Below are 12,854 nucleotides of genomic sequence, written 5' to 3' on the forward strand. Positions count from 1 at the left end.
ATTCGGGCCGGGTTTGCCTCCCCTGTATGCCGCCGTATTCAAGGTGTATGCTTTGGCCCTGCCGCGTCTCACCCCCCGAATGCGCAGGCGCGGCATCCCATCGAAAAAGAGAAAGCTGGAGATTTGGATGACCGAGTTCGTATTTGCCCCACAAGCCCCCGTTGGTGTGCCGGTGCGAGGCAGCAACGCAAGCTTCCCCGTGCGTCGCGTCTATTGTGTGGGCCGCAATTACGCCGCGCACGCCCGTGAAATGGGCTCGGACCCCGATCGCGAACCGCCGTTCTTCTTCTGCAAGCCGTCTGACGCGGTCAGCTATGTCGCCGACAACACCGAAGGCGCATTTCCCTATCCGCCGGGCACCAGCAACTGCCACTACGAAGTAGAACTGGTGGTCGCCATCGGCAAGGGCGGCAAGGACATTCCGGTGGAACAGGCCGCCAGCCATGTGTACGGCTATGCGATCGGCCTGGACATGACGCGCCGCGACCTGCAGAACGAATCGAAGAAGACTGGCCGCCCCTGGGAAACCGGCAAGGCCTTTGACAAGTCCGCGCCGATCGGTCCGATCGTGCCGGTGTCCGTGATTGGCCATCCGGAGAAGGGCGCCGTGACGCTGGCAGTCAATGGTGTGGAAAAGCAGCGCGGCGATCTGTCGGATCTGATCTGGTCCGTGCCGGAAATGGTGTCCTATCTGTCCAGGCTGTTCGAGCTGCAGCCGGGCGACCTGATCTACAGCGGCACGCCCGAGGGCGTTGGCCCGGTGGTGAAGGGCGACGTCATGCAGTGTCACATCGCCGGTGTGGGCGACCTGACCGTGAAGGTGGTGTGACGCGATGCTGGAGCTCTACAGCTACTTCCGTAGCTCGGCATCGTTTCGCGTACGGATCGCGCTGAACCTGAAGGGCCTGCCCTACACGTACAAAGGCGTGCATCTGCTCAAGGATGGCGGCATGCAGTTGAAGCCGGCGTACCGCGCACTCAACGCCGACGGCGTGGTGCCGACGCTGGCGGTCGACGGCAAGCCGCTGATCCAGTCGATGGCGATCATCGAATATCTGGACGAAACGCATCCGGAGCCGGCGCTGCTGCCGAAGGATCCGTTCGATCGCGCCGTGGTGCGCGGCCTCGCGCAGGAAATCGCGTGCGAAATCCATCCGCTGAACAATCTGCGCGTGCTGAAGTATCTGAAGCACGAACTGAAAGTTGCGGAGGAGGCCAAGGACGCCTGGTATCGTCACTGGATCGAACAGGGCTTTGCATCGCTGGAGGTCAATCTGGCACAGCTTGGCCGTGTGGGACGCTACGCGTTTGGCGACACGCCGACGCTGATCGACCTGTGTCTGGTGCCGCAGGTGTTCAATGCGCAGCGTTTCAATATCGACGTGGGTGCCTACCCGACGATTGCGAAGATCCATGCCGCGTGCATGGAGCTGGACGCCTTCCAGAAGGCGGCGCCCGGCGCGCAGCCCGATAGCGAATAGCAATAGGTAATGCGCGCGGCGCTTGCGTGCTTCGGCAGCGATGTATCGAAGGATGCAAGCGCCTATTGGCGATGCGTGCGGGCAGGAGCGACGCGCCGTCCGATCGGCGCCACAGGCAACGTCTGGTACAGCCGAATGCGTTTTGGCGCGATGGGGCCTCGGACAATGACTTCCTCTGTATAGCGGGCGCAATGCATGGCATAGCTGGCGCGCGCCTCGCAGAAAAAGTATCGCTCCGAAGGGTGGATCGCTTTCAGGTATTCGGCAATTAGCGGCGACTTCAGATTCATATCCGTCCACCGATCGAAGCTTTCATAGTGCATGTTTGCACTGAGCCTGGGATAAGTGAATCCAAGGCTGGTTGTGACCTCGATGTGCTCGAGCTTTCGGATGTCGATCTGGTAGGCGTAGACAGGACAGTCACGGAACAGCTCGTCGTCCGGGAATATTGAATGTTGATACGACGGCTGCTCGACGCGTTCGCCACTGCGCCCAAGAATTCTCTCCATCGCATAGGAAATCAGGCCGAGCACCGACTTCGCTGTGTAAACCGTATTGTGGCCATATATCTGATTGTCCCAGTCGTTGGGGCTGCCGGTGATGCCGTCGCGAAGAATGATCTCCGGGCCTCTGGTGTCCAGCCGATATACGTTGTGAATTGCCATCGTTGATACAGACTCCGCAAATAATCAAATATCAGCAATTTCCGAATTGAATAAGCCGTGAAATTGCTCTTGTTGCGTAAAGCGGATCCGCTGTCGCGCAACGCGGGAGATGATTGGTTGCGCGGGTCATCATGGCAATGACCGTTTTCCTAATTTGCGCGGGCTGTCATCATCAACCGGCGCCTGCATTGTGCTGGCGCCGATTGATAGGTCGCGTCTACCGTGTCGGCTTACCCTAGCAGTGCCTCAGCGAATTCTTCGGCATTGAAAGGCTGCAGGTCTTCCACCTTTTCGCCCACGCCGATGAAGTACACGGGCACTGGACGTTGCCGTGCGATGGCCGCCAGGATGCCGCCCTTCGCGGTGCCATCCAGCTTGGTCACGATCAGGCCGGTCAGGCCCAGCGCGTCGTCGAACGCTCGCGTTTGCGACAGCGCGTTCTGGCCGGTGTTGGCGTCGATCACGAGCAGGCACTCGTGCGGCGCGGTTGGCATGGCTTTGCCGATCACGCGCTTGACCTTCTTTAACTCTTCCATCAGGTGCAGTTGCGTCGGCAGCCTGCCGGCGGTGTCCGCCATAACGATGTCGATCTTGCGCGCGCGTGCGGCATTCACGGCGTCGAAGATCACGGCGGCCGGGTCGCCGCTTTCCTGCGCCACGACGGTCACGTTGTTGCGCTCGCCCCAAATCGTCAGCTGTTCGCGCGCGGCGGCGCGAAACGTGTCGCCAGCGGCCAGCAGCACGGACTGGTGGTACGACTGGAAGTGCTTGCAGAGCTTGCCGATGCTGGTGGTCTTGCCCGCGCCGTTCACGCCCGCAATCATCATCACCAGCGGTTGCTCGCGGCCAAGCTCCATGGTCTTCTCGAGCGGCTTGAGCAGTTGGACCAGCAGATCCTTCAGCGCGCTCTTCACGCCGTCGGCGGTTTCGATGCGTTCGGCCTTCACACGGCGGCGCAATTCGCCCAGCAGATACTCGGTGGCCTCGACGCCGGCGTCGGACATCAGCAGCGCGGTTTCCAGTTCCTCGAAAAGCGCCTCGTCCACCTTCACGCCGACGAACAGCACGCCAATGTTGCGGCTGGTCTTCGACAGGCCGGCCTTCAGCCGCGACATCCAGCCACGCTTGGCTTCGGCCGAGGGCGGCGGCGGCGGCGTCAGTTCCATTTCCTCGATCACCGGCGGTACATAGGCTACCGGCGCGGGCGGGGGCGGTGGAACCTGGGCCGGCACCGGCACCGGCACCGGCGTTGGCACTGGAACGGGCGTGGGTGCCGGAGTTGGAACGGGGGCAGGCGCAGGGATCGGCGCAGGGATCGGCGCCGGCGACGGAACTGGCGCGAGCACAGGTGTCGCGGCGGGAAGTGCTGCAGGGGCGGCGGTCGGCGTCGCCTCGGCCGCGGGAGCGGGTGTGGCTGCCGGCGGCTCGGCGGGCGCAGGAGCCGGGTCGGCCTTGCGCTTCTTCCAGAAACTAAACATTGGGAAAGGGGTCAATACCCCGGTAGAATCAATCGCCAAAATTCTAGCAGACGGGGTCGCATGAACCATTGCGCTGACTTGTCCGGGCCGGACGCCAACCGCGCCGAGCCGATTTGCACAAACGCCGGTTTTTTTTCGCGGCGCATGATTTCTACAGTTGCCGCCGTCCTGTTTGCCGGTCCATTGGCTGGCATGGCCGTCGCGCAGACATCGGCGCAAGGCGCCGCGCAGCCCACGCGCGCCACCACGCCGCAGGGGCCGCCCACGGGCATGGCCAGCGCCGGACAGGTGGGCCAGACCGAGGCCAACACTACGGAATTCCGGCTGTCCAACGGCATGCGGGTCATCGTCAAGGAAGACCATCGCGCGCCGACCGTCGCGCATCAGATCTATTACCGCGCTGGCGGCACCGATGAAGTCAGCGGCACCACCGGCGTCGCCCACATGCTCGAACACATGATGTTCAAGGGCACGCCGAAAGTGCCCGTGGGCGAGTTCTCGCGCCAGATCGCATTGCTGGGCGGACGGGAAAACGCGCTGACCAACCGCGACTTCACGCTTTACTACCAGCAGATCGCCAAGCAATACCTGCCGAAGATGATGGAGCTGGAGGCCGACCGCATGGCCAACCTCATCATCAAGAAGGAAGAATTCGAACGCGAGATGAAGGTGGTGATGGAGGAGCGGCGGCTGCGCACCGACGACTCCCCCCGCGGCACCGTCTATGAGCAGCTGCTGGCCACGGTCTACACGGCCATGCCGTACCGCCATCCGGTGATCGGCTGGATGGACGACCTCGTCAACATGCGCGTCGAGGATGTGCAGAACTGGTACAAGACCTGGTACGTGCCCAACAACGCGCTGCTGATCGTGACCGGCGACGTCAAGGCCGCCGAGGTGCGGGCGATGGCCGAGCACTACTACGGCAAGCTCAAGCCGCGGCCGCTGCCGCTGCGCAAGACGCAACTCGAAGCCGAGCAGAAGGGCATTCGCCGCATCTGGGTGAAGGCGCCAGCGGAAAACCCGTACATGGTGATGGCCTACAAGGTGCCGCGCCTGCACGATGTCGAAAAGGACGTCGATCCGTACGCGCTGGAAGTCCTGTCGGCCGTACTCAACGGTTACGACAATGCACGCCTGACGCGCGAACTGGTGCGCGAGCAGCGCCTGGCCGACGATGTCAACGTGGGCTACGACAGCATCAATCGCAACGAATCGATCTTCGTGCTCGATGGCACGCCGGCCAACGGCCATACCACCGATGAAATCGAGAAGGCGTTGCGCGAGGAGATCCAGCGCATCGCCAGAAACGGCGTTTCGGAGGAAGAGCTCAAGCGCGTCAAGGCGCAGGTGGTGGCCGGCCAGATCTACAAGCGCGACTCGGTATTCGGACAGGGCATGGAGATCGGCGTGGCCGAGATCTCGGGCATTTCCTGGCGGCAGATCGATCGCATGCTCGACAAGATCAAGGAAGTCACGCCCGCCCAGGTGCAGGCCGTCGCCAACAAGTATTTCAACGACGACAACCTCACCGTGGCGACGCTGCTGCCGCAACCGATCGATCCCAACAAGCCCAAGACCGCAGCGCCCGAAGGCCTGCGTCACTGAGGAGCAACGATGTCCCTGTCCGTCATGACGATTGCGTCCCCACGCCTGTTGCGCCGCCTGGCCGGCGCCGCCTGCGCGGCGGCCGCTTTGCTGGCCGGCACCGTTGCGCACGCCGCCATTCCGATCGAAAGCTGGACGGCTTCCACGGGCGCCAAGGTGTTCTTCGTGCCGAGCCCATCGATCCCGATGCTCGACGTCAATCTCGATTTCGACGCCGGCAGCCGCTACGACCCACCCGGCAAAGCCGGACTTGCCACGCTGGCCGCCGCGCTGCTGGACAAGGGCGCCGGCGCGCAGGATGGCCAGCCTGCGCGCAATGAAGCGCAGATTGCCGACGCCTTTGCCGATACCGGCGCCGATTTCGGCGGCGCGGCGGGCGGCGATCGCGGCGGCATCGGCTTGCGAACGCTGACCGCATCGCCCGAACGTGAGCAGTCGCTCCGTCTGGCCGGGCAGCTGATCAAGGCGCCGACGTACCCGGAAGCGGTGGTGGCGCGCGAGAAGCAGCGGCTGATCACGGCGATCCGCGAGGGCGATACGCGCCCCGGCGTGATTGCCGACAAAACGCTGTCCAAAGCCATCTATCCGTCGCATCCGTACGGCATTTCGGCCACGCCGGAATCGGTCGGATCGATCACGCGCGATGACCTGGTCAAGTTCTGGCGCGACAACTATTCCGCCAAGCGCGCCGTGATCACGTTGATCGGCGCGATCGATCGCAAGCAGGCCGAGCAGATTGCCGAGGATCTGACGCGCGGTTTGCCGGAGGGCGTCGCGTCGCCGAAGCTGCCGGACGTGCAGATGTCGATCCCGGCTAGCGAAAAGCGTATTCCCCACCCCGCGCAGCAGGCCAGCGTGGCGCTTGGGCAGCCTTCCATCGCCCGTGGCGATCCCGATTACTTTGCGCTGCTGGTCGGCAACTACGTGTTGGGCGGCGGCGGCTTCAGTTCGCGGCTGACCGATCAGGTGCGCGAGAAGCGCGGACTCACCTACGGCGTGGACAGCTATTTCGCGCCGTCCAAGCAGCCGGGGCCGTTCAGCATCACGCTGCAGACGAAGAAGGAAAACACCGATGAGGCGCTTGGCCTGGTGCGCAAGATCCTGGCCCAGTTCGTCGCCGACGGCCCGACCGACACCGAGCTGCGCGCCGCCAAGGACAACCTGATCAACGGTTTTCCGCTGCGCATCGATAGCAACCGCAAATTGCTGACCAACGTCGCGAATATTGGCTGGTACGGCCTGCCGCTCGACTATCTGGACACCTGGACCGCGCAGATCAACAAGGTCACCCGGGATCAGGTCCGGGCTGCGTTCCAGCGTCATGTGCACCCTGACGCCATGGCCACGGTCATTGTCGGCGGCCCGGAAAAGTGACGATTACTACCTGACTGTGGGCCCGGCCACGCCGCTTTGCTGTATCGCGGCGTGGCAGGCTCTACAATCACGGCATGAATTCGCAATCCCGACCTTCGCCCGCACCGCGCGGGCGAACTTCTGTGCCCCGCCAGGCGCCTGCGCAGGTGCGTATCATCGGCGGCCGCTGGAAACGCTCGCTGCTTCCCGTACTGGAAGCCGAAGGGCTGCGCCCGACGCCCGATCGCGTGCGCGAGACGCTGTTCAACTGGCTTGGCCAGGATCTGACCGGTTTGACCTGTCTGGATCTGTTTGCCGGCTCCGGTGCGCTGGGCATCGAAGCCGCGTCGCGCGGCGCGGCCGCGGTGACGCTCGTCGAAGCCAATCCCCGCGTAGTGCGCCAACTGCGCGACAACCTGTACCGGCTCGACGCATCGCAGGTGAAGATCATCCAGGCCGATGCGTTTGCCGCTGCGGCGCAAATGCCGGCAAACAGTGTTGACGTGGTGTTTCTCGATCCTCCCTTCGCGGAAGACTGGATCGGCCCCGCGCTCGAGCATGCGGCGCGGCTGACGCGGCCAGGTGGGGTGGTCTATGTCGAATCCGACAAGCCGTTGATCGGCGCCGATGCTCCTGTGCCGGCCTCGCTCGAAATCATCCGCCACGCGCGTGCCGGCGCCGTTCATTTCCATCTGCTACAGCACCGGAGTGCAAACGGCGCGGATTGAGGCCGAGTCGTATGATGACCGCCAGGCGGTTTGCCGCGCCGGCCAAGCGTTTGCGGGTCTGCTGCATTGCCGCAAGCAAGCCATCGCGCGGCCTTCCAAATACTGCATTTGGGGTTACACTACGCCGCTGCTGATTGTCCAACGCCCGTCACGCAAGCACTTGAAAGCGGCCCCGTTTGCGGGCCGGCAACGGGCAGCCCCTAAGGAGGAAACATGGTCGTCGCCGTCTATCCCGGTACTTTTGATCCCATGACCCGGGGACACGAGGATCTCGTTCGTCGTGCGTCGAACATCTTCGATGAACTCGTGGTCGGCGTGGCGCACAGCCCCAACAAGCGCCCGTTCTTCTCGCTTGAGGAACGCATCGGCATTGCGCGCGAAGTGCTGGGCCACTATCCGAATGTCCGAGTCGAAGGTTTCTCAGGGCTGCTAAAGGATTTCGTCCGCAAGAACAATGCGCGCGTGATTGTGCGTGGGTTGCGTGCAGTGTCGGATTTCGAATACGAGTTCCAGATGGCCGGCATGAACCGCTACCTGCTGCCCGACGTCGAGACGATGTTCCTCACGCCGTCGGACCAGTATCAGTTCATTTCGGGCACCTTCGTGCGCGAGATTGCGGTGCTCGGCGGCGACGTCAGCAAATTTGTCTTTCCCTCCGTGGAGCGCTGGCTTCAGGAGAAGATTGGCAAAGCGGAATAAAATAGAGCCTTCGACTCCGTCGACGTGGCCAGTCCGGGCGCGGGCGGGTTGCAGGAAGGAAATATCATGGCGCTACTGATCACCGACGACTGCATCAATTGGTCTGTAAGTGATTCTCATTTAACCGTCATGGCACAAGGCTTTTACGCATTTCCAATTGCTCAGAATCATGTTTTGCAACTCAACCGCAACACTGAGTCCAAAACATGGCAACGTTCTCCGAACGCAAAGGAACTTGGCAAGCCAAGGTAGTTCGTAAGGGTTTCCCGACCCAGTACAAGTCTTTCGACACAAAGGCAAAAGCTCAGGTGTGGGCACGAGCCGTCGAAGTGGCTATGGATAACGGGACGTGGGGCGATCCTGCTGGGTCGGCTGACGTAATATTTGGCGATCTGTTAAAGCGTTATCACGAGTCAGTAACCCCCACTAAACGCAGTAGAAGCAGCGAAAGCTATCGTCTTGCCAAACTGAGACGGCGCAAAATCGCTGACTACAGTATGCGCAACCTTACGACTCACGTGCTGGGTGAGTATCGTGACGAGCGTTTGAAAGAAGGGGCAACTAGCGCAACTGTTTGCCGTGAGTTGGCCAGTATCTGCGCGGTTATTACTCACGCCCAACGTGAGTGGGGTCTAAAGCTTGGCAACCCGGCCAAGCTAGTTAAGAAGCCACGCCTTCCCCCAGGTCGAAATCGCTCACTCAAACCGCACGAAATTGAGCGCTTGCTGCAGGAGCTACATCCCGAAGCTCACAAACGCAGGCACCCGCTATTACATCCGGTGGTGCAGTTTGCGCTCGAAACAGCGATGCGACGCGGAGAGATCTTGAATCTAGTGTGGCGCAATGTCGACTTTGGGCAAAGGACTGCCTTTCTGCCCCTAACCAAAAACGGCAAAGCCAGAACTGTCCCGTTGAGCAGTCGTGCAGTTGAGATTTTGGGCAGTTTGCCTCGCACGGATGAGACGCTGGTGTTCCCAATTTCCGATTATGCCCTTGAGTGCGCTTTTGTTCGTGCCTGCAAGCGTGCAGAAATCGAGAACTTCCACTTCCACGATTTGCGCCACATGGCTACTACGGAGCTGTCCAAGAAGCTGCCGAATGTGATCGAGCTTGCTAGTGTGACCGGGCATTCAAATGTGCAGATGTTGAGCCGTTACTACCACACGACAGCGGCGGACTTGGCGCTCAAGATCGGCTAATACCTGGCCCTACTTCGGAGGGGGCAACGCCAGCTTGACGGCAATAGCCACCGCCCGTACCGTAAATGACCTGTAGAGCACGCTGCGGAGGGCACGGAATGCTTAATTTCTTGTTGGACGTTTTGAAGACTGTGGCCACGAAGTCGAGTTCGTCGCCAGGAAAAATGGGGGCTATCAACTATGGCCCGAGCACGATTTCTGGCGATCACGACCATCGCTATAACACGGGCGGCGATCGTACGCCTGCACAGAAGGCGGCGGACGCAGCCAAGAAAAAGAAATAAGCAGCAGAGCAGTGACAGCAACGAAAGGCCGCATTTGCGGCCCTTCGTGTATGTGTGTGCGCTGATCTACTCGATAGCGCGAATGATGCACGTACCCGCTGGACAATACCGCCGCTGCGGGGGATGCTGGTCATGTGCCATGCCGTACAATTTCGCTTCGAACGCAAACAAGAACAGTAGTGAGGGGTTGCGGCAATGGCAATCGTTAAAATCGCACCGGCAAGACCGACCGTTCCGGGTGTTGAACACGTAGTCCGAGCCATCAAGGGACGCGTATCGATGCCAGTCCTTCGGGACAGTATCAAGGCCGCGCGCCTCAAAACTGGATCAGCCTGGGACGATGTAATCGGAGCGGCAAATGAGCCGACCAATGGACCGAAGCTGACCCAGTTTCTGTGGGACTACTATCAGGAACACATTATCGCCGGTGAGCGTTATGTGCAGCTCTACGAGCTGGACACGCCGACCCGCGATAAGGTCTTGAACACGCTTGCTCATGCAGTCGTAACCCCTTCCGACTTCTCCGCAACATATCCGCTTCCGCTGCAACCACCGCAACTGAATTCCGGCCCAAAGGTGCCGACCTTAGTAGAGGTCCGCTCGTTGCCAAACGGTGACTATGCACTGGTTTATTGTTCAGTGCGCTCGCACGACGTCCGCGAAACTTACGACTTCAACCAACTACCCGCGTTGGTTCAAAAGACTTACGCCGGCATTGACGAACTGATCACAGTAAAGAAGACCTACTTCCAAGCTTTTGATGTGGTCGTTGTGCGGTCGACTCTTGATAGGGTAGAAATTTGCATCGACCATCCCAAGAAAGGTATCGCAAAGACCCTAGATAACACGGTTCTAGAAGTGTTCCGAGAAGCGAGTCTAAACATCCCAGACTTGCAGCGTGTATATCAGTCCCAGCCGACCAACGTGTTTGGTGCACTGAGTGGCATCTACTTCGAACCGAAAGAAGGTACGGTACGGTTGCTGTCATTCCGTACGATGACCACCGGTTCGCGAAAAACGGAAAAGATGATGAAGTCCTCTGACGATCTGCGCTCGGAAGATTTCCATCAGGCGGGAGCTGTGGCTGTTGACAACAAGTTTAAACCTTATGAACTTGTCGTCGATTGGGAGTCGAAGATTCCGGTCGGCCAATATCAAATTGCCATGCACGCTCATTTCAGAGAGCTGTCATCCCCAGATCCGCAATTGAATGGTTTTTTTGCCCTTGCGGACACCAATCAGCTGATGACGCTTGCTATCAACAAGATAGTTAAGTTTCTTTGAATGCCATGCTACCGGCTACGAAGAGCGACGTCCTCAGAGAGCTAACCGAAATTTGGGGTGACGGGCCTGAGGCTCAGATCGGTGAGAAGATACTCCACTTCATATCGGAACATCTGAACAGCCGCTATCTCCCGTTGTCGAGCTTTTTCTCATTTGTTGGAAGCAAGAGCCCCGAAGAAAAGCGAATCGTAGTCAAAGTCGTCAACTATTTTTCAGGTGCGGGCATACAGCTTCTGGACCTTCAATTCGAGTACATCGATGAGGAAGATTCGCTTCTGCTTGACGCCGAACAAGCGCAGTTAGCATCCGAGAGAAAGATTAACCCTATTACTGGCGATTTCGACGCCGACTTGCACGTCAAACTTTTTGTGTGCTTCGCTCCCTCCGAAGTAGCAAGGAGGGCTCTGGTTAAATGAATGCTCTCCCGAACATCTCGCTGACTGACTATGTTGCATTGATAAAGAACGACCCCATCCAGTCCGCTAGCATCCATCGTCAGTTCACTAGTTCCTACGATCAGTTCATTGAACTGTTCTATCAGACGCTTGACTTCACTATCGCGCTTATCGAGGAGAACCCCCAGTTCCAACAAGATCGTTCTGAAGATGAGCTGACCGATCAAATTGTCCGTTCGCTAAAGATCGCCGGTTATGACGTGACCCAAGGAACTACCGGGGGGGGCAATAAGGACATTACCGTCAAGTGGCGCAATCCAATGTGGAGTTGGATCGGTGAAGCTAAAATATACAAGAGCATCGCGTCGCTGCGTGAGGGGTTCCTGCAGCTTATTACGCGCTATAGGACAAGTGACCCTCGACATACGCAAGGCGGATTGATTGCTTATACATTCCGTCCCAAAGCCGCCCAACTGCTAAAAGAGTGGATGGATGAGGTCGTTACAGTGCCCGAGGCAGAGGGCATCAAAGTCGAGCAATGCAATATCAAGAGAGACTTGGCCTATATAACCATCCATGACCATGTGGCGACAGGCTTGCCTTGTCGCATTCGGCATGTGTCCGTAGCGCTTTACTTCCTGCCGCAGGACAAAAGCGGACGTACCGCAAAGAAGTACGCCAGACGGAGAAAAGCAGCGACTACTGCAAACTAGTCATAGATGTTGGGGCGTCCCCCGACATCTTTTCTGCGCCTCTCTAACCCAATCACCAGGCATTGCGCCTTTGGCGCCGAACGTCAGGGAGGCCCGATACCCTCAAGCGGGCTTCTGCTGAATCTTGTTCAGCTTTTGCTGCGCCTTCTGAACTTTCAGTCGCTGATCCGCGACCTGTGCCTGTTTGGTCGCACGCTTTGCGCTTTGCTTCTGGGTGTCGACGCTTTTCTGCTGGCTCTTGAGATTGACGCCGCTAACGATTTCGATGAGTCTCATGGCTGATTGCCTCCTTTCCAGTATTTAGGGAGAGGAAACTCGAGTCGTGCGGTAGGCAGTAATACCATTTCAGGCAGCGATACCAAATGGATGATATCGCTGCCTGGGAAGTCAGCGCTTGATCATGAAGCCGGAGCGCATCGTTTCACTGGCAGCCTCGATCTGCGCATCCAGTTCACCAGCGGCGACAGCGGCCTTTAGCGCGTCGAGTGTTGGGATCAGGTTGTCGGTTGAACCGACTTCGACGGCCGTTTTTCCCTTGGCCAGCTCCAGCACCCTGGCGCCATAGCGTACTTGCAGGCAGAGCTTGCCGTTCTCTGCGGCAAACCACCATGCACGAACTCGCTTTGCAGTTTCGATGCTGCGCCGTTCGCCAGTTTCAGCGTCCTTGACTGAACGGACACGTGTCGGTTGAAACGACACTCCCTCCCGCTGCGCCTTTGCAAGCTCCGTCTGTTCCCAGATTTTTGCGATCAGGCGGTTACGGCGCTGTACGATTTGCGGTACAGCATTGGGGCGCTTCGCGGCGATGAGTTTCAGATTGTTCAGGCCAGACATTTCTGCGTAAGCGCCCGGTGAACCCGTCTTGAAGGGAAGCAGGAGAGCAAGGAGCATCGTGTCCATCTAAATTCTTGGTGGACACGTGAACACTATCGAAGAGAGCGCACCAGCGCGACGCCGACGTCGGCAC

16 protein-coding genes are annotated in these 12,854 nt (G+C 59.4%); 12 read left to right on the plus strand and 4 right to left on the minus strand.

Going from position 1 to position 12,854, the window contains the following annotated elements:
* The first annotated feature begins 127 nt into the window (after positions 1-127).
* The gene (locus F7R19_RS25935; RefSeq protein WP_150982481.1) at positions 128-829 is read left to right on the plus strand and encodes a fumarylacetoacetate hydrolase family protein; all 702 of its coding nucleotides are present in this window, start codon (positions 128-130) and stop codon (positions 827-829) included.
* Positions 830-836: 7 nt separating this feature from the next.
* Complete coding sequence (gene maiA / locus F7R19_RS25940; RefSeq protein WP_211922795.1) at positions 837-1,481, plus strand: maleylacetoacetate isomerase; 645 nt, start codon at positions 837-839, stop codon at positions 1,479-1,481.
* A 62-nt stretch (positions 1,482-1,543) separates the two neighbouring features.
* Here maiA and F7R19_RS25945 read toward each other — a convergent pair whose 3' ends face one another.
* Entirely contained in the window at positions 1,544-2,146 is a 603-nt protein-coding gene (locus tag F7R19_RS25945; RefSeq protein WP_150982483.1) for a hypothetical protein, read from the minus strand.
* 230 nt (positions 2,147-2,376) lie between these two features.
* Positions 2,377-3,624: a signal recognition particle-docking protein FtsY gene (gene ftsY / locus F7R19_RS25950; RefSeq protein WP_150982484.1), complete on the minus strand. Its 1,248-nt coding sequence runs from the start codon at positions 3,622-3,624 to the stop codon at positions 2,377-2,379.
* Between the two features lie 192 nt (positions 3,625-3,816).
* On the opposite strand from ftsY, the gene F7R19_RS25955 reads away from it, so the two are divergent.
* The 10 genes from F7R19_RS25955 to F7R19_RS26000 all read left to right on the plus strand — a co-directional run bounded on the left by F7R19_RS25955 (position 3,817) and on the right by F7R19_RS26000 (position 11,887).
* Positions 3,817-5,232, plus strand: coding sequence for a M16 family metallopeptidase (locus F7R19_RS25955; protein WP_407648868.1), 1,416 nt, complete (start codon positions 3,817-3,819; stop codon positions 5,230-5,232).
* Between the two features lie 9 nt (positions 5,233-5,241).
* On the plus strand, positions 5,242-6,606 hold the full coding sequence (locus F7R19_RS25960) for a M16 family metallopeptidase (protein WP_061957225.1): 1,365 nt from the start codon (positions 5,242-5,244) through the stop codon (positions 6,604-6,606).
* Positions 6,607-6,680: 74 nt separating this feature from the next.
* Complete coding sequence (gene rsmD / locus F7R19_RS25965) at positions 6,681-7,313, plus strand: 16S rRNA (guanine(966)-N(2))-methyltransferase RsmD (RefSeq protein ID WP_211922794.1); 633 nt, start codon at positions 6,681-6,683, stop codon at positions 7,311-7,313.
* Between the two features lie 213 nt (positions 7,314-7,526).
* Positions 7,527-8,012: a pantetheine-phosphate adenylyltransferase gene (gene coaD / locus F7R19_RS25970; RefSeq protein ID WP_011515175.1), complete on the plus strand. Its 486-nt coding sequence runs from the start codon at positions 7,527-7,529 to the stop codon at positions 8,010-8,012.
* 66 nt (positions 8,013-8,078) lie between these two features.
* Complete coding sequence (locus F7R19_RS25975; RefSeq protein ID WP_150982487.1) at positions 8,079-8,264, plus strand: hypothetical protein; 186 nt, start codon at positions 8,079-8,081, stop codon at positions 8,262-8,264.
* Positions 8,219-9,211: a site-specific integrase gene (locus F7R19_RS25980; protein WP_150982488.1), complete on the plus strand. Its 993-nt coding sequence runs from the start codon at positions 8,219-8,221 to the stop codon at positions 9,209-9,211. Before F7R19_RS25975 ends, F7R19_RS25980 begins: the two co-directional genes overlap by 46 nt.
* A gap of 98 nt (positions 9,212-9,309) precedes the next feature.
* On the plus strand, positions 9,310-9,495 hold the full coding sequence (locus F7R19_RS25985; protein ID WP_150982489.1) for a hypothetical protein: 186 nt from the start codon (positions 9,310-9,312) through the stop codon (positions 9,493-9,495).
* A gap of 195 nt (positions 9,496-9,690) precedes the next feature.
* A complete protein-coding gene (locus F7R19_RS25990) occupies positions 9,691-10,779 on the plus strand; it encodes a hypothetical protein (RefSeq protein WP_150982490.1) in 1,089 nt (362 codons plus the stop codon).
* On the plus strand, positions 10,776-11,195 hold the full coding sequence (locus tag F7R19_RS25995) for a hypothetical protein (protein WP_150982491.1): 420 nt from the start codon (positions 10,776-10,778) through the stop codon (positions 11,193-11,195). The genes F7R19_RS25990 and F7R19_RS25995 overlap by 4 nt, the downstream gene beginning before the upstream one ends.
* Complete coding sequence (locus F7R19_RS26000; protein WP_223505644.1) at positions 11,192-11,887, plus strand: hypothetical protein; 696 nt, start codon at positions 11,192-11,194, stop codon at positions 11,885-11,887. Before F7R19_RS25995 ends, F7R19_RS26000 begins: the two co-directional genes overlap by 4 nt.
* A 102-nt stretch (positions 11,888-11,989) precedes the next feature.
* Here the strand turns inward: F7R19_RS26000 and F7R19_RS29920 are convergent, their stop codons facing one another.
* Both F7R19_RS29920 and F7R19_RS26005 read right to left on the minus strand, forming a co-directional pair.
* The gene (locus tag F7R19_RS29920) at positions 11,990-12,163 is read right to left on the minus strand and encodes a hypothetical protein (RefSeq protein ID WP_170292656.1); all 174 of its coding nucleotides are present in this window, start codon (positions 12,161-12,163) and stop codon (positions 11,990-11,992) included.
* Between the two features lie 111 nt (positions 12,164-12,274).
* Positions 12,275-12,721 carry a DUF6641 family protein gene (locus F7R19_RS26005; RefSeq protein ID WP_150982493.1) on the minus strand — a complete coding sequence of 149 codons (447 nt, stop codon included), beginning with the start codon at positions 12,719-12,721 and terminating at the stop codon, positions 12,275-12,277.
* Positions 12,722-12,854: the final 133 nt, after the last annotated feature.

This window comes from Cupriavidus pauculus (assembly GCF_008801835.1).
GTDB lineage: Bacteria > Pseudomonadota > Gammaproteobacteria > Burkholderiales > Burkholderiaceae > Cupriavidus > Cupriavidus pauculus.